Source organism: Allobosea sp. 05T438 (assembly GCF_056396025.1).
The window spans coordinates 14,982-36,833 of sequence record NZ_JBFTKQ010000015.1 but is presented as its reverse complement, the minus strand read 5'-3'; the positions used below and the strand labels follow the sequence as shown (position 1 = coordinate 36,833).

Here is a 21,852-nt window from a genome sequence, read left to right as displayed (position 1 = left end):
GGTACGCCATTCCCGTCATGGTCGGGCTTGTCCCGACCATCCACGTCTTCGTTCCGTGCATGCGGAGTTCGAGACGTGGATGCTCGCCACAAGGGCGAGCATGACGGCGCGGGTCTTTCATCAACGAGGCCCGGTGGACGCAAAGCCACCGGGCCTTCATTTTATGCTCCATTTCAATCGATTGAGAGGCCTCAGCCATGGTCAATTCGAACCGCTATGACGCGATGCGCTACAACCGCTGCGGCCGCAGTGGATTGCAGCTGCCGGCGCTCTCGCTCGGTCTCTGGCAGAATTTCGGCGAGACCGGCAGCCACGCGAACATGCGCGAGATCTGCCGCACCGCCTTCGATCTCGGCATCACCCATTTCGACCTCGCCAATAATTACGGCCCCCCGCCCGGCTCGGCCGAGACCGCCTTCGGCGAGATCCTCGCCCAGGACTTCGCGGGCTATCGCGACGAGTTGGTGATCTCGACCAAGGCCGGCTACCGGATGTGGCCCGGTCCCTATGGCGAATGGGGCAGCCGCAAATACCTGATCTCCAGCCTCGACCAGAGCCTGAAGCGGATGAAGCTCGACTATGTCGATATCTTCTATTCGCACCGCTTCGACCCGAACACGCCGCTGGAGGAGACGATGGGCGCGCTCGACGCCATCGTCCGCCAGGGCAAGGCGCTCTATGTCGGCCTCTCCTCCTATAATTCGAAGCGCACGCAGGAAGCGGTCGCGATCCTGCGCCGGCTCGGCACACCCTGCCTGATCCATCAGCCCAGCTATTCGATGCTCAACCGCTGGATCGAGCAGGACGGGCTGCTCGACACGCTCGATGCGGAGGGCATCGGCTCGATCGTGTTCTCGCCGCTGGCACAGGGCATGCTGACCGACAAGTACCTCAAGGGGGTGCCGGCCGGCAGCCGCGCCGACAAGAAGGCGCCCTCCTTCCGCGACGGCTTCCTCAGCGACGACAACATCAGGCATATCGCGGCGCTGAACGAGATCGCCAAAGCGCGCGGCCAGAGCCTCGCGCAGATGGCGATCGCCTGGGTGCTGCGCGGCGGGCGCGTCACCTCGGCGCTGATCGGCGCAAGCCGGCCCGAGCAGGTGACGGACTGCGTCGCAGCGCTGAAGAACCCGGAATTCACGCCCGAGGAACTGGCGGCCATCGACAGCCACGCCGTCGATGGCGGCATCAACATCTGGGCGGCTTCGGCGGAGCGGTAGATCGCCCTCCATCGTCATTACGAGAAGCAAAGCGACGAAGCAATCCAGGGGCGGCAGGGCCGAACGCCTCACCCCGTCCCCTGGATTGCTTCGCTGCGCTCGCAATGACGGGGAAGACGGCACTCGCAGCAACCAGAGCCCTCCCGTCCTGAGCTTCTCGGGTCGCCGCTGCGCGGCGCCCGAGAATGACGGCACGGTTCAATCCTCCTCCGCCACCGCCGCGATCGGCAGCGCGCTGGAGCGCTTCACCTGCCCGAGCGCGAAGCTCGACTCGATCGAGGCGACGCCGTCGAGGCGGGTGAGCTTGTCCTTGAGGAAGCGCTCATAGGCCGGCAGGTCGCGCACCACGATGCGCAGGAGATAGTCGCGCTGGCCGGTCATCAGGTAGCAGTCGACGACCTCGGGCCAGCGCGCCACGGCCTGCGAGAAGCGGTCGAGTTCATCCTCGCGCTGACGCTCCAGCCTGATCGAGACGAAGACACTGATCGGCAGCCCGACCTTGGTCTGGTCGATGATCGCCGCGTAGCCCTGGATAACGCCGGCTTCCTCCAACATGCGGATGCGGCGCGCGCACGGCGAGGCCGACAGCCCGATGCGCTGGGCGAGGTCCTGCACCGAAAGGCGCGAATTGATCTGCAGTTCCGCAATGATCTTGCGGTCGAGCGCATCGAGGCGCAGGCGTGCCATTCCCTGTCTCCGGTCCCGGCTGAGATCGCCCTTTTACAGGAGAGCCCACCCGCCACCACTGGCATCTCGGCGAGGACGGATGGCGCCAGCGGCATACCACTGGCGCGAAGGACCCGACCGCGCTATGCGATACCTACAATCCACCGAATGTATGGAAACCAACTTGGCGATGGCCGATAGCGACGAAGCGCTCCACTGGGTCGGCCGGCTCGACCCGGCGGCGGGGCCGCGCTACCTCCAGATCGTCGCGCAGCTCGAACGGGCGGTTGCCGACGGGCTGCTCAGGCCGGGCGACCGGTTGCCGCCGCAGCGCCGCCTCGCAGAACATCTCGCGGTCGATCTCACTACGGTGACGCGCGCCTTCGGCGAGGCTCGCGAGCGCGGCCTGATCGACGCCGTGACGGGGCGCGGCTCCTTCATCTCGGCGCGGCGGGAAAAGGAAGGGCCGGCGCTCGACCTCAGCATGACCATTCCGCCGGCGCCTAAAGGCTTGCGGCTGGGCGAGTTGATGCAGCGCGGCATCGCCGAGATCCTGGCGCGCAGCGATGCCGACCAGCTGATGAACTATCATGGCGGGGCCGGCTCGCTGGCCGAGCGCGCTGCCGGAGCGGCCTGGCTCTCGCCGCTGATGGGTGCAATTCCGCCGCAGCGCATCGCGGTGGTGCCGGGCGCCCAGACCGGGCTCAACGCGCTGCTCTCACTGCTGGCCCGGCCCGGCGACACGATCCTGACGGAACCTCTCGCCTATCCCGGCCTGATTGGCGCGGCGCGGCAGCGTGCTCTCTCCATGGTGCCTGTGGCTGGCGACGCGGATGGCCCGCTGCCGGACGCGCTCGACGAGGCTGCTGTCCGCCATGGGGCCCGGCTGTTCGCCCTCACGCCGACGCTGCAGAATCCGACCTGCATCACCCTGTCCGCGCAACGCCGGCTTGATCTCGTCGCCGTCGCCCGTCGGCGCGACCTCATCCTGATCGAGGACGACCCCTACAGCCCGCTCGCCGGAGATGCCCCGCCGCCGCTGGCGGCTCTGGCGCCGGAGCGGACCTGGCATGTCGCGACCTTGTCGAAGGTGCTGACGCCCGGCCTGCGCACGGCCTTCATCATCATGCCGGAGGGAGCTGACGGCGCGCCGTTCCTCGCCGCCCTGCGCGCGACGGCACTGATGCCCGCGCCATTGATGACGGCGCTCGCCGCCCATTGGATCAGGATCGGCGCGGCAAGGGATCTGCTGGATGGCGTGCGGCGCGAGGCGGCCGAGCGGCAGCTGCTGGCGAGAGAGATCCTGCCGGAGACGATGCAGGGCCATCCGCATGCGCTGCATGTCTGGCAACCCCTGCCCGCGCATTGGGAACGCAACAGCCTGATCGAGCGCGCCCGCCTCGCCGGGCTCGGCGTGATGGCTGCCGATGCGTTCAGCACGGGCGGCACGGCGCCGGATGCGATCCGGATCGCACTCGGCGCGATCCCCGAGCGGGCGCGACTGGCCGAGGCGCTCAATCTCCTCGCCGGGCTGATCCGCGGCGACGCGTAAGCGGGGCGCTGAACACGCCTGCCTTGTCAGCTGGAAGCTGCGGGCTTGTCCTGCGGCGTCGGGCGGGCGAGCCGGCCTTCCTCGGCCTTGTGGAAGAACTGCGAGGCGACGAGCCAGCCTTTCAATGGCTGAAGCGGTGGAATGCAGGTCAGCAGGATCAATGGCAGCGTCGTGACGAGATGCACCCAGGTCGGCGGGTTGTAGGTCAGCTCCAGCCAGAGCGGAAAAGCCGCGGCCGGGATGCAGACGAACATCATCACGAAGAAGGCCGGGCCGTCGGCCGGGTCGGCGAAGGAGTAATCCAGCCCGCAGACCTCGCATTTCGGCTTCAGCTTCAGAAAGCTTTCGAACATCTTGCCCTGCCCGCAGCGCGGGCAGCGGCCGCGCAGGCCGGTCTGGAGCGGAGAGAGTGGCGGCCAGTGCTCGCCGGACATGAAAGTTCTCCTCGGGGCGGCGCCGTTCGATCGGCATCGCCCCTCAGATCATTCCAGACAAAGACAATGTCAAGATTGTATGCGTCTTAGCTGACTGCCTGCGCGGATCAGTCGCGGGAGCAGTGGGGCCTCCTGTCCAACCAAATGCGGGTCATCCCGGCTCTTCGCGTCAATGAAGAGTTCCGGAGGCCGAGGCCAATAAAGAGCGTCATTCTCGGGCTTGACCCGAGAATCTCTGGCAAATGAGACACAGGAGCCTCCTCCGGCAGGAGATGCTCGGGTCAAGCCCGAGCATGACGGCGGAGGCGCTCCGGCGGTGATGACTTGCGCCTATTGGGAGAGCGCTGCGCCAACCAGTCTCAAATATGCAGCGCGTGGCCCAGCGCCTTCATCGCGGCCTCCGGGAAGGCCTCGCCAAGCGTCGGATGGGCGTGGATCGTGCCGGCGATGTCCTGCAGCGTGGCGCCCATCTCTATGGCGAGCCCGAAGGCGGCCGAAAGCTCCGAGACGCCCTGCCCCACCGCCTGGATGCCGAGCACGAGATCGCTGCCGGCCTGTGCGACGACGCGCACGAAGCCGGCCTCGCCATGGCGGGTCATGGCCCGGCCGTTCGCCTGGAACGGAAACTGCCCAATCTTCAGCTCATGGCCGGCGCGCTTCGCCTCCTCGGGCGAAAGGCCTACCGAGACGATTTCGGGGTCGGTGAAGCAGATCGCCGGGATGCAGCGCTTGTCCCAGGCGCGCGGCAGGCCGGCGACGATCTCCGCCACCATCTCGCCCTGCGCCATCGCGCGATGCGCCAGCATCGGTTCGCCGGTGACATCGCCGATGGCGTAGATGCCTCGCATCGCCGTCTCGCAGCGCTCGCCGATGCGGATGAAGCGGCCGTCCATGTCGAGGACGAGGTTTTCGAGGCCGAGATCGTCGGTGACCGGCTTGCGGCCGACCGTGACCAGGATCTTGTCGGCCGGCAGGCTGCGCTCGGTGCCATCGGCGGTCTCGATACGCAGGCCGTCGCCTTGCGCCGTGAGCCCGAGCGCCTTGGCACCCGTCAGCACCTCGACGCCGAGCGCGGTCAGGCGCTTCGAGACCGGGCCGGTGAGGTCGGTGTCGTAGAGCGGCAGGATGCGCTCCTGAGCCTCCACCACAGTGACCCTGCTGCCCATCCGGGCGAAGGCGGTGCCGAGCTCCAGCCCGATATAGCCGCCGCCGACCACGACGAGGCGCTTGGGAACCTCCGTCAGCGCCAGCGCGCCGGTCGAGGAGATGACGTTGCCGCCGAAGGACAGAAACGGCAGTTCGACCGGGGCGGAACCCGTGGCAATGACGATCGCCTCGGCCTGGATCGTCTTCGGGCCGGTCTCGGTCTCGACCACGACCGTCTTGCCGTCGCGGAAGCGGGCCTTGCCATGGACGATCTTGACCTTCGCCTTGCGCAACAGGGCGGCGACGCCGTTGTTGAGGCGCTGGACGATGCCGTCCTTCCAGGCCACCGCCTGCTTCAGGTCGAGCCTCGGCTCCGCGGCGGTCAGGCCGAAAGGCGTCTTGCCGGCAGCGGCCTCCGCCAGCTTCTCGAACTCCTCGGCGACATGGATCATCGCCTTGGAGGGGATGCAGCCGACATTGAGGCAGCTGCCGCCGAGCTTGGTGCTCTCGACGATGACGGTGTCGATGCCGAGCTGGCCGGCGCGGATGGCGCAGACATAGCCGCCGGGGCCGGCGCCGATGACGAGGAGCTTGCAGGTGATCTCGGTCATGCGCGGCCTCCGTGGCCCAGGCTTTCACGGTCGTCCCAGCTAGCGCCCGTCATTGCGAGCGAAGCGAAGCAATCCAGGGGGATTGGGCTGAAGCGTTCCGCCAAGCCCCCCTGGATTGCTTCGTCGCTTCGCTCCTCGCAATGACGGGTAACCGCGTCGCGCTCGATGGCGATCCTCATCACGTCACAGATCCACGAAGAGCGTGGCCGGGTTCTCCAGCAGCTCCTTCAGCCGCTGCACGAAAACGGCGGCGTCCCAGCCGTCGATCACGCGGTGGTCGAAGCTGGAGGAGAGGTTCATCATCTTGCGCGGCACGAAGGTGGTGCCGTCCCAGACCGGGCGCACGACCATCTTGTTGACGCCGACGATGGCGACCTCCGGGTAATTGATCACCGGCGTCGTGGCGATGCCGCCGAGCGCGCCGAGCGAGGTGATGGTGATGGTCGAGCCGGTCAGCTCGTCGCGCGTCGCGGTGCCGTCGCGGGCGCGCTCGGCGAGGCGGGAAAGCTCGATGCCGCAGCCCCAGAGATCGCGCGCCTCGGCATGTTTCACCACAGGCACGGTCAGCCCCGAAGGCGTCTGCGTCGCGATGCCGATATTGATCGCGGCATGCTGGCGCACGATCCCGGCATCGTCGTCATAGAGTGCGTTCAGCGCGGGCTGCTCGGCCAGCGCCTTGACCATGGCGCGCATCAGGAAGGGCAGCATCGTCAGCTTCGGCCGCTCCGGCGTCGGCTTCCTGTTCAGCGTCGCGCGCAGGTCCTCCAGCGGCGAGACGTTGACCTCCTCGACGATGGTGATGTGCGGGATGCGCGACTTCGACAGCGCCATCTTCTCGGCGATGCGGCGGCGCAGACCGACGACCTTCACCTCGGTGACGGCGCTCTGCTCGACGAGCCCGCCGCCACGGACCGGTTCCGGCCCACGCAGCAGGAAGGCGTCGATGTCCTCATGGGTGACGCGGCCGGCCGGGCCGGTGCCCTGGACCTGGCGCAGATCAACCCCGGCCTCGCGCGCCTTGAGGCGCACCGCCGGCGAAGCCAGCGGCTTCTCACCCGGCGCGCGGCGCTGGGCGGGGACGGCGCTGGCATGTGCGAGCTTCGGTGGCGGCGGGGGCGGCACAGCCAGCTTGGCGGGAGCGGCAGGCGCCGCAGGCTTTTCGGCCTTGGGCGGCGGCGCGGCGGCCGGCTTCTCGGCAGGCGCGTTTTCGGCAGGCTCTTCAGCCACCGCACCTTCGCCCGCAACCTTCAGCTTCACGATGGCGGAGCCGATCGCGACGGTGTCGCCGACCTCGGCGCCGACCCAGGTCACCTCGCCCTCGACCGGCGAGGGAATCTCGACCGTCGCCTTGTCGGTCATCACGGCGGCGAGCAGGTCGTCCTCGCGAACGATGTCGCCGACCTTGACGTGCCACTCGACGAGTTCCGCCTCGGCGATGCCTTCGCCGACATCCGGCAGCTTGATGATGCGCTCGCCCATCAGCGTGCCTCCATGATGTCGCGCAGCGCCTGTCCGAGGCGGGCGGGGCCGGGGAAGTAGTCCCATTCCTGCGCATGCGGATAGGGCGTGTCCCAGCCGGTAACGCGCATCACCGGCGCCTCCAGATGGTAGAAGCAATGCTCCTGCACCAGCGCGACGAGTTCGCCGCCGAAGCCCGAGGTCAGCGTCGCCTCGTGCAGCACGATGCAGCGGCCGGTCTTCCCGACCGAGGCAACGATCGCCTCCAGATCGAGCGGGACCAGCGTGCGCAGGTCGATGACCTCCGCATCGATGCCGGTCTCCTCGGCTGCCGCCAGCGCAACATGCACCATCGTCCCGTAGGCGATAATCGTGACGGCGCTGCCCTCGCGCCGTGTCACCGCCTTGCCGAGCGGCACGGTGTAATGGCCTTCCGGCACCTCGGAGAGCTCATGCTTCGACCAGGCCGTGACCGGGCGGTCGTGGTGGCCGTCGAAGGGGCCGTTATAGAGCCGCTTCGGCTCCAGGAAGATCACCGGGTCCGGGTCCTCGATCGCCGCGATCAGCAGGCCCTTGGCGTCATAGGGGTTGGACGGGACGATCGTCTTCAGGCCGGAGACATGGGTGAAGAGCGCTTCCGGGCTCTGGCTATGGGTCTGGCCGCCGAAGATGCCTCCGCCGGTCGGCATGCGGATCACCATCGGGCAGGTGAAATCGCCGGCGGAACGGTAGCGCAGGCGCGCGGCTTCCGAGACGATCTGATCGTAGGCCGGATACATGTAGTCGGCGAACTGGATTTCGACGCAAGGGCGAAGGCCATAGGCCGCCATGCCGATCGCGGTGCCGACGATGCCGGCCTCGCTGATCGGCGCGTCGAAGCAGCGCGAGACGCCGTATTTCTGCTGCAGCCCGTGGGTGCAGCGGAAGACGCCGCCGAAGAAGCCGACATCCTCGCCGAAGACCACGACATTGTCGTCGCGGCCCATGGAGACGTCCATGGCGGAGCGGATCGCCTCGATCATCGTCATGCGGGGCATGGTCAGCGGGCTCCGATGAAGAGGCGTAAGGACCACTTCGTCATGGTCGGGCTCGTCCCGACCATCCACGTCTTCGCTGGGCGAAGGCCGTGTTCAAGACGTGGATGCTCGCCACAAGGGCGAGCATGACGGCAGAGGTTCATGCGCGAAACCATGCTCGTCACACCCCGATCTGCTGGCGCTGGCGGCGCAGATGCGGCGGCAGCTCCGCATAGACATCCTCGAAGATGTCGCGCGCCGAGGGCTTGCCGCCGGAATGCAGCGTGCCGAAGCTCTCGGCCTCCTTCTGCGCCGCGATGACGGTGGCGAGGATTTCCGCCTCCGCCTGCTTGTGGCGCTCCTCCGACCAGGCGCCGACCGCGATCAGATGCTGCTTCAAGCGGATCAGCGGGTCGCCCAAGGGCCAGTCGTCGGATTCGTGCTTGGGGCGATAGGCGGAGGGGTCGTCCGAGGTGGAATGGGCGCCGGCGCGGTAGGTGACGTATTCGATCAGCGTCGGACCCAGATTGCGACGGGCACGCTCGACCGCCCATTGCGCGACGGCGTAGACTGCGAGGTAATCGTTGCCGTCGACGCGCAGCGCCGGAATGCCGAAGCCGAGGCCCCTCGCCGCGAAGGTCCCGGAGCCGCCACGGGCGATGCCCTGAAAGGTCGAGATCGCCCACTGGTTGTTGACGACGTTGAGGACGACCGGGGCCTTGTAGGTCGAGGCGAAGACGAGAGCAGCGTGGAAATCCGATTCCGCCGTCGAACCGTCGCCGATCCAGGCGGCGGCGATGCGGGTGTCGTTCTTGATCGCCGAGGCCATCGCCCAGCCGACGGCCTGGACGTATTGCGTCGCGAGATTGCCCGAGATCGAGAAGAAGCCGTGCTCCTTGGAGGAGTACATCACCGGCAATTGCCGGCCCTTCATCGGATCGCGCTCGTTCGAGTAGATCTGGTTCATCATGTCGACGAGCGGATAATCGTTCGCGATCAGCAGGCCGGCCTGGCGATAGGTCGGGAAGTTCATGTCGCCGGGCTGGAGGGCGATGCGGAAGGCGCAGCTCACCGCCTCCTCGCCGGTGTGCTGCATGTAGAAGGAGGTCTTGCCCTGGCGCTGCGCCATCTGCATGCGGCCGTCGAAGGTGCGCAGCGTCATCATGTGGCGCAGGCCGCGGATCAGGTCCTCATGCGAGAGATCGGGCACCCAGGGGCCGACCGCCTCGCCCTTGCGATCGAGCACGCGGATGATCGAATAGGCGAGGTCGCGGATGTCCTTGGGATCGACATCGACCGGCGGGCGCGCCACGGAGCCCGCCTTCGGGATCACGACATGGGAGAAGTCCGGCTTCTCGCCCGGACGGCTTGCCGGTTTGGGGACATGGAACTGCAGTGGCTGGGTTGCTGCCGGCGCCTGGCCTGCCTTGTCGCTGCTCATGAGCGCCTCCATCCCTGACGTCGCCAGCATTCCGCCTTCGCGCGCATCCCGCAAGCGCCTGTGGCGCTCGTCGGAGATGCGGCGGGACGCACAGCCGGCCGGCGATCGTTCCCCTTGCAACCAACGCTAGCGTTGCAGCCGCGGAGGTTCATTCCGAATTTGCCGGCGCGCGCGAAATCAGACAGAAGATACTTCTGCCTAATCGATAAACCTCGGAATGATCTCCCGATGAACAAAAAGAGCCAGAACGGTCCTGCTCTCGATCTCATCGATCGCAAGATTCTCGCTGCACTGCGGGATGACGGGCGGCTGACCACGCAGGCGCTCGCCGAAAAGGTGGGACTGTCACCCTCCCCCTGCTGGACGCGGGTGAAGCGGCTGGAGGAGTCGGGCGCGATCGAGAGATATGTCGCCCTGCTCGACCACAAGGCGCTCGGCTACAACAACATCGTCTTCGTCGAGATCACGCTCGACAAGCATGACGATCAGGTGCTCGACCAGTGCGGCGAGGCGCTGAGCCGGGCGCCGGAGGTGGTCGAGGCGCATCTCGTGACGGGCGAGTACGACTACCTCGCCAAGGTCGTGGTCAGCGGTACCGACCATTACGAGCGCTTCCTGCGCGGAACGATCTATCGCATTCCGGGCGTGCGCCAGACGCGGACGACCTTCGGCTTGAGGGCGCTGAAGCGGACGCTGTCGGTCGATCCGCTGAAGGTGGCGGGGTGATGCGCCGTCATGCTCGGGCCTGACCCGAGCATCTCTTGCCGGAACGAGCTCTTTCAGCCTCATCCTGCCTGCGATTCTCGGGTCTGCGCTTCGCTTCGCCCGAGAATGACGGCCTTCCCCGTCATGCTCGCCCTTGTGGCGAGCATCCGCGTCTCGAACACATCCTTCGACCAGCGAAGACGTGGATGGTCGGGACAAGCCCGACCATGACGACGCGGTCGAGGTTGACCCTATCCCAGCATCTCCCGGACCAGCGGCACGACCTTCTCGCCGTAGAGCCGGATGCACTCCATCGCCTTCTCATGCGCCAGCGGGCCGGCGCTGTACTTCAGCTGGAACCGGGCGATGCCCAGCCCCTTGGCGGTCGCGGCGATCTTGCGCGCCACCGTCTCGGGCGAGCCGAGATAGAGCGAGCCGTGCGCAACCTCCTGCTCGAAGTCCTCGCGGGTCATCGGCGGCCAGCCGCGCTCGGCGCCGATGCGGTCACGGTTCGCCTTGAACGCCGGGAAGAACTCCTCCTTGGCCTGCTCGTCGGTCGCCGCGACATAACCCGGAGAATGCACGCCGATCGGCTTCACCGGCTTGCCGATCTGGGCATAGGCGCGGTGGTAGAGATCGACATAGGGTTTGAAGCGCAGCGGATCGCCGCCGATGATGGCGAGCATCATCGGCAGATCGTAGCGCGCCGCGCGCACCACCGATTCGGGGCTGCCGCCGACGCCGATCCAGGTCTTGAGCGGTCCATTCTCGACCGGCGGGTAGACGAGCTGGTCCTTGAGCGGCGGGCGGATCGAGCCCTGCCAGCTCACCGGCTCCTGCGGCAGCAGCGCGGCGAAGAGATCGAGCTTCTCCTCGAAGAGCTTTTCATAGTCGCGCAGGTCGAAGCCGAAGAGCGGGAAGGATTCGGTGAAGGAGCCGCGACCCAGAATGACCTCGGCGCGCCCGTTCGAGAGCGCATCCACCGTCGAAAAGCGCTGGAAGACGCGGATCGGGTCGTCCGAGCTCAGCACGGTAACCGCCGAACCCAGCTTGATCCGGCTGGTGCGCGTGGCCATGCCGGCCAGCACCGTTTCCGGCGACGACACGGCGAAATCGGCACGGTGATGCTCGCCGACGCCGATGAAATCAATGCCGACGCTATCAGCCAGGACGGCTTCCTCGACGAGATTGCGGATCACCTGAGCATGCGGCAGCGGCTTGCCGTCCGCCCCGTTGGTGACGTCGCCGAAGGTGTCGAGCCCGAATTCCAGTTCCTGTGCCATGATCATCCCGAGGCCGCGACGCGACCCTTTGCTTGCCGGCCATCCCGGCCTGAGGGAGTTAGGATCGAGATTGCCTCGACGCAATTCTCCCAGCGTTGCCCCGGCAGCAACAACCTGTTTGCCCAGTTGCAACCGCAGCGCTTGCAACGGCTGCGCGCTATGCCGATGCTCGGCGGCCGCGGCGACATCAGCCGTTCCTGAAGCGACGCCATGATCATTCGCCAGCTGGTCTATCTCGATGCGCTCGCCCGCGAGAAGCATTTCCGCCGTGCGGCCGAGGCCTGCCATGTCTCGCAGCCGACGCTCTCCGCCGCGATCGTGCAGCTGGAAGAGGAACTCGGCGTGATGATCGTCGAGCGCGGGCGGCGCTTCCAGGGCTTCACCAAGGAGGGCGAGGTCGTGCTCGCCCACGCCCGGCGCATCCTGGCCGAAGCCGAGGTCATGAAGGATTCGATCGCGGAGCTGCGCGAAGGTGTCTCCGGCAGGATCAGACTCGGCGCGATCCCGACCGCATTGCCGATGATCGCCCATATCACCGCGCCGTTCTCGGACCGCTATCCGGCGGTGTCTCTTACCGTGCTGTCGCTGACCTCGCAGGAGATCCAGGAGGGCATCGACAATTTCGAGCTCGATGTCGGGCTGACCTATCTCGACAACGAGCCGCTCGACCGGGTGATCTCGAAGCCGATCTATCAGGAATCCTATGTGCTGCTGACGCGCGAGGACGGCCCCCTGGGCGCGCGCAACACCATCAGCTGGGCGGAAGCCGCCGAGCACAAGCTCTGCCTGCTCACCGGCGACATGCAGAACCGGCGCATCATCGACGGCATCTTCCGTTCGGTCGGCACCGCGCCGCGGCCGATGATCGAGACCAACTCGATCTTCAACCTGTGCTCCCATGCCGGCATCCAGGGCGTCGCCAGCATCGTCTCGCTGCAGCTTCTCGAGTTCTTCGGCATCCCGCTCGGCACCAGGGCGCTGTCGCTGGTCGAGCCCGAGGCGCAACGCACCATCGGCCTGATCGTCGCCGACCGGCAGCCCGTCGCCCCGCTCGCGCGCAACCTGCTGATGATGACGAAACCGGTGACCGATGCGCGGCTGCCGCGCCGACCCATTGTGCGATAGCCTTCGCCTATCGTCGTAGAAGCGGCGCAGCATTGTGCGGCGCAAAATGGCCTGATTGCGAAATTTTCGGACCGCCGACTTGGCTCACCTGGCCGCCGAGCCCGGTAACCGCGCGAGTTTGATAGTCACAAACTATCATGCAGTTGAAACAAACGATTTGAAATCATTCCAGGATACCCCACCTTTTCCGACAAGAGGCGCCCGGCGAACCGGGCCGATGGAGGAAAGATGGCGGGTTATCCGGCCTGGGATCAGGACAACGCGCGCACGCTCATTGCCAGCCTGGCGCATCTGGAAGGCGCCACGCTTCCGATGCTGCATGCCCTGCAGGACGAGTTCGGCTATGTCGACCCGCAGGCCGTGCCGCTGATCGCGGAGGCGCTGAACCTGTCGCGCGCCGAGGTCCATGGCGCGATCTCCTTCTATCACGACTTCAAGACCGCGCCGCAGCCTGCCCGCGTGATCAAGCTCTGCCGGGCGGAAGCCTGCCAGTCGCTCGGCTGCGAAAAGGTCGTCGCCGAGCTTGCCGCCGAGCACGGCATCGTCGTCGACAGTGGACCTTCCGGCGACGCGCTGGTCGAAACGGTGTACTGTCTGGGCAATTGCGCGCTCGGCCCCTCCGCCCTGGTCGATGGCGAACTGATCGGGCGCGTCGACGCAGCCCGCGTGGCCGGGCTCTGCCAGCACGGAAAGGCGCGGTCATGAGCGCCGCCCCGGTTCGCATCTTCATCCCCGTCGACGCGGCCGCCCTGTCGGTCGGCGCGGAGGCCGTCGCACAGGCTGTCGCGGGCGAAGCGGCAGCACGCGGCCTCGCCGTCGAGATCATCCGCAACGGCTCGCGCGGCATGCTCTGGCTGGAGCCGCTGGTCGAGGTCGAGACGCCAGACGGACGCGTCTCCTATGGGCCGGTCGCGGCTCAGGATGTGCCTTCGCTCTTCGATGCCGGCTTCATCTCGGGTGGCGCGCACCGCTTGAGCCTCGGCAAGACCGAGGAACTGGACTGGATGAAGCGCCAGCAGCGCCTCACCTTCGAGCGCGTCGGCGTCATCGACCCGCTGTCGATCGCCGAGTACCGCGCCCATGGCGGGTTCAAGGGGCTGGAGAAGGCGCTCGGCCTGACCGGCGGCGAGATCGTCGAGGCGGTGAAGGCTTCCGGCCTGCGCGGCCGCGGCGGCGCAGGCTTTCCGACCGGGATCAAGTGGAAGACCGTCCACGATGCCAAGGCGGAGCAGAAATACATCGTCTGCAACGCCGACGAGGGCGACAGCGGCACCTTCGCCGACCGCATGCTGTTCGAGGGCGATCCCTATCTCACCATCGAGGGCATGGCGATCGCGGCGGTCGCGGTCGGTGCGACGCGCGGCTACCTCTATCTGCGCTCGGAATACCCGCATGCCCATCGCACGCTGCAGCGCGCGATCCTCAAGGCGGAGGCGGCCGGACTGATCGGCGCCTCGGTGATGGGCTCGGGCCGCGCTTTCCATCTCGAGGTCCGGCTCGGTGCCGGCGCCTATATCTGCGGCGAAGAGACCTCGCTGCTGGAAAGCCTGGAAGGCAAGCGCGCCATCGTCCGCGCCAAGCCGCCGCTACCGGCTTTGCAAGGTCTCTTCGGCAAGCCGACCGTCGTCAACAACGTGCTCTCCTTCGCCGCGGTGCCCTGGATTCTGGCGCATGGCGCGCAGGCCTATGCCGATTACGGCATGGGCCGCTCGCGCGGGACGCTGCCGGTGCAGCTTGGCGGCAACGTCAAACGCGGCGGGCTGATCGAGCTCGCCTTCGGCATCAGCCTGCGCGAGATCATCGAGGAGATGGGCGGCGGCACGCTCTCGCGGCGGCCGATCCGCGCCGTGCAGGTCGGCGGCCCGCTCGGCGCCTATCTCACGGCCGAACAGCTCGACGTGCAGATGGATTACGAGGCGCTGGCGAGCATGCGCGCCATGCTCGGCCATGGCGGCATCGTGGTGTTCGACGACAGCGTCGACATGGCCCGGCAGGCGCGCTTCGCCTTCGCCTTCTGCGCCAAGGAAAGCTGCGGCAAGTGCACGCCCTGCCGGATCGGGGCGACACGCGGCGTCGAGGTGATGGACCGCATCATCGCCGGCGCGGAGGTTCCGAAGAACATCGCCGTGCTGCGCGACCTCTCGAAGCTGATGACCGACGCCTCGCTCTGCGCCATGGGCGGGCTCACCCCCATGCCGGTCCTGAGCGCGCTCAACCATTTCCCCGAGGATTTCGACCGTCCTCCCAGTCCGTTGCAAAAACTTGCGCTGGCGGCCGAGTGAGGAGGCAGCGATGAGCCTGATCAAGGAAATCGACTACGGCACGCCGATCCGGCTCTCCGAGCAAACGGTGACGCTGACTATCGACGGCCAGAGCGTCACTGTCCCGGCCGGGACCTCCGTGATGGCGGCGGCGATGAGCATGGGCACCGCAATCCCGAAGCTCTGCGCAACCGACTCGCTCGAACCCTTCGGCTCCTGCCGGCTCTGCCTCGTCGAGATCGAGGGACGGCGCGGCACGCCCGCGTCGTGCACGACTCCGGCAGAAGACGGTATGGTCGTGCGCACCCAGTCGGAGAACCTGTCCGGCCTGCGCAAGGGGGTGATGGAGCTCTACATCTCCGACCATCCGCTGGACTGCCTGACCTGCTCCGCCAATGGCGACTGCGAATTGCAGGACATGGCGGGCGCCGTGGGCCTGCGCGAGGTGCGCTACGGCTATGAGGGCGAGAACCACGTCTTCGCAGAGGGTAAGGACGGCGCGGTCAACGAGAACTGGCTCGCGAAGGACACCTCGAACCCCTACTTCACCTACGATCCGTCGAAATGCATCGTCTGTAATCGCTGCGTGCGCGCCTGCGAGGAGGTGCAGGGCACCTTCGCGCTGACGATCACGGGCCGGGGCTTCGAGTCCCGCGTTGCGGCGGGACCGACCGACTTCCTCGGCTCGGAATGCGTCTCCTGCGGCGCCTGCGTGCAGGCCTGCCCGACGGCGACGCTGATCGAGAACAAGGTCATCGAGCACGGCCAGCCCGAGCATTCCGTGGTCACGACCTGCGCCTATTGCGGCGTCGGCTGCTCGTTCAAGGCCGAGATGCAGGGTGACCGCGTCATCCGCATGGTGCCGTACAAGGACGGCAAGGCCAACGAGGGCCATAGCTGCGTCAAGGGCCGTTTCGCCTGGGGCTATGCCACCCATACCGACCGCATGACCAAGCCGATGATCCGGACGAAGATCACGGATCCCTGGCGCGAAGTGTCGTGGGAAGAGGCGATCAACTACGCGGCCTCCGAATTCAAGCGGATCCAGGCGAAGTTCGGCCGCGAGTCGGTCGGTGCCATCACCTCGTCGCGCTGCACCAACGAGGAGGTCTTCCTCGTCCAGAAGCTGGTGCGCGCCGCCTTCCGAAACAACAATGTCGATACCTGCGCCCGCGTCTGCCATTCGCCGACCGGCTATGGCCTGCGGACGACGCTCGGCACCTCGGCCGGCACGCAGGACTTCAAGTCGGTCGCCAAGTCCGACGTCATCCTCGTCATCGGCGCCAACCCGACCGACGGCCATCCGGTCTTCGCCTCGCGGATGAAGAAGCGCATTCGCCAGGGTGCGCGGCTGATCGTGGCCGATCCGCGCCGGATCGACATGGTGCAGTCGCCGCATATCAAGGCGGACTACCACCTGCCGCTCAAGCCCGGCACGAACGTCGCGCTGCTCAATGCGCTCGGCCATGTCGTCGTCACCGAAGGGCTAATCGACGAGGATTATGTGCGCGAGCGCTGCGATCTCGGCGATTTCGAGCACTGGGCCCGCTTCGTCGCCCGCGAGGAGAATTCGCCGGAAGCCAGCGAGCAGTATACTGGCGTGCCGGCGGCCGACGTCCGCGCCGCGGCGCGGCTCTATGCGACGGGCGGCAACGGCGCGATCTATTACGGCCTCGGCGTCACCGAACACAGCCAGGGCTCGACCACGGTGATGGCGATGGCGAACTTGGCCATGGCGACCGGCAATATCGGCCGCGACGGCGTCGGCATCAATCCGCTGCGCGGGCAGAACAATGTGCAGGGATCCTGCGACATGGGCTCGTTCCCGCATGAGTTCTCCGGCTATCGCCACGTCTCGGACGACGCCACCCGGCAGGTCTTCGAAATGATGTGGGGCGTGCCGCTCGACGCCGAGCAGGGCCTGCGCATCCCCAACATGCTCGACGAAGCGGTCGAGGGCACCTTCAAGGGCCTCTATGTGCAGGGCGAGGACATCGCCCAGTCCGACCCGAACACCAAGCATGTCACGGCAGGCCTGGCCGCGATGGAATGCGTCGTCATCCAGGACATCTTCCTGAACGAGACGGCGAAATACGCCCATGTCTTCCTGCCGGGCGCCTCCTTCCTCGAGAAGGACGGCACCTTCACCAATGCCGAGCGGCGCATCAACCGCGTGCGGCAGGTGATGGCACCCCTCGCCGGCAAGGACGAATGGCAGGTCACGATCGAGCTGGCCCGGGCGCTCGGCTACGAGATGTCCTATGGCCATCCCGGCGAGATCATGGATGAGATCGCGCGGCTGACCCCGAGCTTCGCGGGCGTCTCCTACGACAAGCTGGAGAAGCTCGGCTCCGTGCAGTGGCCCTGCAACGACAAGGCGCCGACCGGCACGCCCTTGATGCATGTCGACCGCTTCGTGCGCGGCAAGGGCAAGTTCATGATCACCGAGTTCGTGCCGACCGAGGAGCGGACCGGCCCACGCTTCCCGCTGCTGCTCACCACCGGGCGCATCCTCTCGCAATACAATGTCGGCGCGCAGACGCGGCGCACCGAGAACGGCGCCTGGCACGACGAGGACGTGCTGGAGATCCACCCCTTCGACGCCGAGAGCCGCGGCATCCGCGACGGCGATCTCGTCGCGCTCGCCAGCCGCTCGGGCGACATCGCGCTCAGGGCGGAAATCTCGGAGCGCATGCAGCCCGGCGTGGTCTACACCACCTTCCACCACGCCAAGACCGGCGCCAACGTCATCACCACCGACTTCTCGGACTGGGCGACGAACTGCCCGGAATACAAGGTCACCGCCGTCGAGGTGCGACGCACCAATGCCTGGTCGGCCTGGCAGGAGAAGAATTTCGAGGAAGACGTGACCCTGCGCCGGATCGCGGAGCGCCTGCCCGATGCCGCGGAATAACCCGCCCGCCCAGCCGCCGGCCTCGGCCGCCGTCAAGGCCGAGCCGCTGCGCTTCGGCGCGGCGCGCGAAGGCGCGCGCGAGATCGAGGTCGCGGTCGAGACGCCCATCAACATCGTCTACGGCAACATGCCCTATGCGGTGATGATGGCGAGCCCGTCGGACCTCGAGGATTTCGTCACCGGCTTCAGCCTGACCGAGGGCATCGTGCGCGGCGCGGACGAGATCCGCGGCATCGCCGTCGAGCCGAAGGACGAGGGCGTGATCGTCACCGTCGAGCTGGCGCCCGGCCGCTTCCGCGAGCATCTGGCGCGGCGACGCAACCTTTCGGGGCGGACGTCCTGCGGGCTCTGCGGCGTCGAGACCATCGAGGAGATCCCGATGGCCGATGCGGCGAGGCGGGCGGCGCGCGCCGTGCCCGGCTCGGCGATCGAGGCCGCGCTCGCTGCGCTCGACCAGCACCAGCCGCTCAATCAACTCACCCGCGCCGTCCATGCCGCCGCCTGGTGCGATGCCTCCGGCACCGTCATCGCGGTGCGCGAGGATGTCGGCCGCCACAACGCGCTCGACAAGCTGATCGGCGCTCGCCTGCGCGCCGGGGCCGATGCCAGCGACGGCTTCCTGCTCGTCACCAGCCGCGCCTCCTTCGAGATGGTCGAGAAGGCCGCGATCTTCGGCGCCGGCACGCTGGTCGCGATCTCCGCGCCGACCTCGCTCGCGATCGAGCGTGCCCGGCATCTCGGCCTGACGCTGGCAGCGGTGGCACGCCGCGACGGCTGCATCGTTTTCACCGGCGCCCTCGCGCCCGAGCGCGAGGCTGTCGCCCGATGATGGAGGCCGGCCTGAGCACAGAAGACACCCCCGGCGAGCCCCACGACGAGAACATCGCGAAGCTCCGGCGCATGGCGGGGCAGATCGCCGATTTCTTCAAGGCCTATCCGGAGGAGGAGGCCGCCGCCTCCGTGGCCGATCACATCAACCAGTTCTGGACCGGGCGCATGCGCGGGGACTTCCTCGCCGCCTTCGCCGCCCGTCCGGAGGACCTCCCGCCCCTGCTGCGGCACGCCCTGCCGCGGATCAGGCCGGGGCGCGGAGGTTAGCAAGCAAGGCGCCGCCAGCGCGGTGCATCGAGAAGTTCAACGAGCCGGGACACTACCCGGCCCGAACGGCGAAGCCATGGGGAAAGGAAACGGGGAATGAGCGTCGCACAAGATATCGGACAGATCGGGGGCGGCATCGGCCTGCTCGACCGCGAACGAACCATCGCCAAACCGGGCTTCAACCGCTGGCTCGTGCCTCCGGCCGCCCTGTGCATCCATCTTTGCATCGGCATGGCCTATGGCTTCTCGGTGTTCTGGCTGCCGCTGAGCCAGGCGATCGGCATCACCAAGCCGGTGGCCTGCGCCGCCGATGTCGGCCTCGCCGCCTCGCTGTTCACCACGGCGTGCGACTGGAAGGTCGCCGATCTCGGCTGGATGTACACGCTGTTCTTCGTGCTGCTCGGCTCCTCCGCGGCGATCTGGGGCCGGCTGGCTCGAGCGCGTCGGACCGCGCAAGGCGGCCTTCGTCTCGACGCTGTGCTGGTGCGGCGGCCTGCTGATCTCGGCGCTGGGCGTCTACTGGCACCAGCTCTGGCTGATGTGGCTGGGCTCCGGCGTCATCGGCGGCATCGGGCTCGGCCTCGGCTACATCTCGCCGGTCTCGACGCTGGTGAAGTGGTTCCCGGACCGGCGCGGCATGGCCACGGGCATGGCGATCATGGGCTTCGGCGGCGGCGCGATGATCGGCTCCCCGCTGGCGGACATGCTGATGAACTATTTCAAGACACCGGCCTCGGTCGGCGTCTGGCAGACCTTCGTCGCGATGGCCGCGATCTATTTCGTCTTCATGATGGCCGGCACCTTCGGCTATCGCGTGCCGCCGGCGAACTGGCGCCCGGAGGGCTGGACGCCGCCGGTGACGCAGAACGCCATGATCACCTCCGGCCACGTCCATCTGAAGGACGCGCACAAGACGCCGCAGTTCTGGCTGATCTGGGCCGTGCTCTGCCTCAATGTCTCCGCCGGCATCGGCGTGCTCGGCATGGCCTCACCCATGTTGCAGGAGATCTTCGCGGGATCCCTGATCGGCAAGCCGGAGATCGGCTTCGCCGCGCTCGACGCCGGGCAGAAGACGCAGATCGCCACCATCGCGGCGGCCTTCGTCGGCCTGCTCTCGCTGTTCAACATCGCCGGGCGCTTCTTCTGGGCCTCGCTCTCTGACAAGCTCGGCCGCAAGCTGACCTATGCCACCTTCTTCGGGCTGGGCATCCTGCTCTACGGCCTGTCGCCGTGGGCGGCGCATGCCGGGTCGCTGGCGCTCTTCGTCGGCTTCTTCTGCATCATCCTGTCGATGTATGGCGGCGGCTTCGCGACCGTGCCGGCCTATCTCGCCGACATGTTCGGCACGCAGTTCGTCGGCGCCATCCATGGCCGGCTGCTGACGGCGTGGTCGACCGCCGGCATCATCGGCCCGGTGGTGGTGAACTACATCCGCGAGGCGCAGATCAATGCCGGCGTGCCGCGTGCGCAGGTCTATGACCGCACCATGTACATCCTCGCCGGCATGCTGGTGCTGGGCTTCCTCTGCAACCTGCTGGTCCGCCCGGTCGCGGCGAAGTGGTTCATGAAGGATGCCGAGGTCGCGGCCCTGCAGAAACGGTCGACGAGCGTTGACGCGGCGGTCCATTACGGCTCCCACGGCATCGGCAAGGGTGGCGTCGACGGCGGCGCCCTGCTCGCCTGGGCCGTGGTCGGCCTGCCGATCGCATGGGGCGTCTGGATCACCCTGTCGAAATCGCTGGCGCTGTTCCGCTGAGCCGCCTGCCATTTGCGAAGGCCCGCATCGAGCGATCGGTGCGGGCTTCTCTGTTCGGCGGCAGGCGTCAGGCGCTCAGTGGAATGCCTCGAGCGGGTGGGAAGCAGGCCTTCGGCGGTCGTCTGCCACGCCGGTCCGGCTCATCCGCCGCGACACGACCCACCCGCGAAGCTCCCCGAGCTCAAACGCCCGAACGGCTCCTAATAGTGCTTCGAATAACGATAGTGCTGTGAATACGGGTCGGAGTACGGATCGAACGACCGGCAGTCCAGCCAGTATGCCGATTGGATTGTCCGATTGACCGGCACAGCGCAGACGGAGGCGAGATCCGGGCTCCTGTATTCCGTCACGGCACAGCCCGACGACAAAACTCCGATGGCGACGAACAGGCACGCGCGTTGGATCGTTCTCATCTTCCCGTCTCCCATTGCGGACTCTGCTCAGACGCCTCGCTGCGAAGTCACCCTTTGCGAACTTGACCCATACCGGTGGCCGGGGTGGGGTCGGGAGCTACTTATCTATTCTGCCTATTTCTCTATGATCAGTCCATTCGAGCACAATTTCCCTTCCCTCCGAGCGCCGATCACCAGCAAGTGAACCCGAGGCGCCCTGAAGCCGTTATCGAAGGGTAGCTTTCCAGCCGCCGCATATCCATCCAACCAGAACGGGAGTCAGCATCATGGCGATCAACAGGACCGGTTCGGCCCATTGGGAGGGCGGCATCAAGGACGGCAAGGGCGCGATCTCGACCGAGAGCGGAGCGCTCAGCTCTTATCCTTATGGCTTCTCCAGCCGCTTCGAAGGCAAGCCAGGCAGCAATCCCGAGGAGATCATCGGCGCGGCCCATGCTGCCTGCTTCACCATGGCGCTCTCGCTGATCCTGGGCGAGGCCAATCTCAAGGCCGATGCGCTCGACACCACCGCGCGCGTGACGCTCGACAAGCTCGACGACGGCTACGCCATCACCGCGATCCACCTGACGCTGAAAGGCAAGGTGCCCGGCGCCGACCAGGCGACCTTCCAGTCGCTGGCCGACAAGGCCAAGGCGGGCTGCCCGGTCTCGAAGCTGTTCAAGGCTCCGATCACGCTGGAAGCGACGCTGGTCGGCTAACTGGTGTATCTCGCAACGTCATGCTCGCCCTTGTGGCGAGCATCCACGTCTTGAA

Annotated in this window: 17 protein-coding genes and 1 pseudogene; 11 read left to right on the top strand and 7 right to left on the bottom strand. The window is 67.0% G+C overall.

Annotated features, from left to right (window positions below):
- Positions 1–197 precede the first annotated feature (197 nt).
- Entirely contained in the window at positions 198–1,220 is a 1,023-nt protein-coding gene (gene mgrA / locus AC1DIN_RS23270; RefSeq protein WP_476811476.1) for an L-glyceraldehyde 3-phosphate reductase, read from the top strand.
- Positions 1,221–1,418: 198 nt separating this feature from the next.
- Here mgrA and AC1DIN_RS23265 read toward each other — a convergent pair whose 3' ends face one another.
- Positions 1,419–1,907: an Lrp/AsnC family transcriptional regulator gene (locus AC1DIN_RS23265; protein ID WP_441473095.1), complete on the bottom strand. Its 489-nt coding sequence runs from the start codon at positions 1,905–1,907 to the stop codon at positions 1,419–1,421.
- Between the two features lie 169 nt (positions 1,908–2,076).
- On the opposite strand from AC1DIN_RS23265, the gene AC1DIN_RS23260 reads away from it, so the two are divergent.
- Positions 2,077–3,438, top strand: coding sequence for an aminotransferase-like domain-containing protein (locus tag AC1DIN_RS23260; protein WP_476811475.1), 1,362 nt, complete (start codon positions 2,077–2,079; stop codon positions 3,436–3,438).
- Positions 3,439–3,464: 26 nt separating this feature from the next.
- Here the strand turns inward: AC1DIN_RS23260 and AC1DIN_RS23255 are convergent, their stop codons facing one another.
- From AC1DIN_RS23255 to AC1DIN_RS23235, 5 genes are all read right to left on the bottom strand, one after another.
- Positions 3,465–3,872, bottom strand: coding sequence for a DUF983 domain-containing protein (locus AC1DIN_RS23255; protein WP_441473097.1), 408 nt, complete (start codon positions 3,870–3,872; stop codon positions 3,465–3,467).
- 359 nt (positions 3,873–4,231) lie between these two features.
- Positions 4,232–5,629, bottom strand: a complete 1,398-nt coding sequence (lpdA, locus tag AC1DIN_RS23250; protein ID WP_476811474.1) for a dihydrolipoyl dehydrogenase — start codon at positions 5,627–5,629, stop codon at positions 4,232–4,234.
- A 183-nt stretch (positions 5,630–5,812) separates the two neighbouring features.
- A complete protein-coding gene (locus tag AC1DIN_RS23245) occupies positions 5,813–7,108 on the bottom strand; it encodes a dihydrolipoamide acetyltransferase family protein (protein WP_476811473.1) in 1,296 nt (431 codons plus the stop codon).
- Positions 7,108–8,124 carry an alpha-ketoacid dehydrogenase subunit beta gene (locus AC1DIN_RS23240; protein ID WP_476811472.1) on the bottom strand — a complete coding sequence of 339 codons (1,017 nt, stop codon included), beginning with the start codon at positions 8,122–8,124 and terminating at the stop codon, positions 7,108–7,110. Before AC1DIN_RS23240 ends, AC1DIN_RS23245 begins: the two co-directional genes overlap by 1 nt.
- A gap of 160 nt (positions 8,125–8,284) precedes the next feature.
- Positions 8,285–9,544 (bottom strand): thiamine pyrophosphate-dependent enzyme, encoded by a 1,260-nt coding sequence (locus tag AC1DIN_RS23235; RefSeq protein ID WP_476811471.1) that lies wholly within the window; start codon positions 9,542–9,544, stop codon positions 8,285–8,287.
- Between the two features lie 228 nt (positions 9,545–9,772).
- Between AC1DIN_RS23235 and AC1DIN_RS23230 the strand changes: the two genes are divergently transcribed.
- Positions 9,773–10,270 (top strand): Lrp/AsnC family transcriptional regulator, encoded by a 498-nt coding sequence (locus AC1DIN_RS23230; RefSeq protein WP_441473102.1) that lies wholly within the window; start codon positions 9,773–9,775, stop codon positions 10,268–10,270.
- Between the two features lie 230 nt (positions 10,271–10,500).
- Here the strand turns inward: AC1DIN_RS23230 and AC1DIN_RS23225 are convergent, their stop codons facing one another.
- Positions 10,501–11,532 (bottom strand): LLM class flavin-dependent oxidoreductase, encoded by a 1,032-nt coding sequence (locus AC1DIN_RS23225; protein WP_476811470.1) that lies wholly within the window; start codon positions 11,530–11,532, stop codon positions 10,501–10,503.
- A gap of 210 nt (positions 11,533–11,742) precedes the next feature.
- Between AC1DIN_RS23225 and AC1DIN_RS23220 the strand changes: the two genes are divergently transcribed.
- From AC1DIN_RS23220 to AC1DIN_RS23185, 8 genes and pseudogenes are all read left to right on the top strand, one after another.
- Positions 11,743–12,657, top strand: a complete 915-nt coding sequence (locus AC1DIN_RS23220; protein ID WP_476811469.1) for a LysR family transcriptional regulator — start codon at positions 11,743–11,745, stop codon at positions 12,655–12,657.
- Positions 12,658–12,885: 228 nt separating this feature from the next.
- The gene (locus AC1DIN_RS23215) at positions 12,886–13,362 is read left to right on the top strand and encodes an NAD(P)H-dependent oxidoreductase subunit E (protein WP_476811468.1); all 477 of its coding nucleotides are present in this window, start codon (positions 12,886–12,888) and stop codon (positions 13,360–13,362) included.
- Positions 13,359–14,939, top strand: a complete 1,581-nt coding sequence (locus AC1DIN_RS23210; RefSeq protein WP_476811467.1) for a formate dehydrogenase beta subunit — start codon at positions 13,359–13,361, stop codon at positions 14,937–14,939. Before AC1DIN_RS23215 ends, AC1DIN_RS23210 begins: the two co-directional genes overlap by 4 nt.
- Positions 14,940–14,949: 10 nt before the next feature.
- A complete protein-coding gene (fdhF, locus tag AC1DIN_RS23205; protein ID WP_476811466.1) occupies positions 14,950–17,832 on the top strand; it encodes a formate dehydrogenase subunit alpha in 2,883 nt (960 codons plus the stop codon).
- Positions 17,819–18,661, top strand: a complete 843-nt coding sequence (fdhD, locus tag AC1DIN_RS23200) for a formate dehydrogenase accessory sulfurtransferase FdhD (RefSeq protein ID WP_476811465.1) — start codon at positions 17,819–17,821, stop codon at positions 18,659–18,661. Before fdhF ends, fdhD begins: the two co-directional genes overlap by 14 nt.
- Positions 18,658–18,930, top strand: coding sequence for a formate dehydrogenase subunit delta (locus AC1DIN_RS23195; RefSeq protein WP_441473109.1), 273 nt, complete (start codon positions 18,658–18,660; stop codon positions 18,928–18,930). The genes fdhD and AC1DIN_RS23195 overlap by 4 nt, the downstream gene beginning before the upstream one ends.
- A 96-nt stretch (positions 18,931–19,026) precedes the next feature.
- Positions 19,027–20,686 (top strand): annotated as a pseudogene (locus tag AC1DIN_RS23190) (OFA family MFS transporter).
- A gap of 679 nt (positions 20,687–21,365) precedes the next feature.
- Positions 21,366–21,797: an OsmC family protein gene (locus AC1DIN_RS23185; RefSeq protein WP_441473110.1), complete on the top strand. Its 432-nt coding sequence runs from the start codon at positions 21,366–21,368 to the stop codon at positions 21,795–21,797.
- Positions 21,798–21,852: the final 55 nt, after the last annotated feature.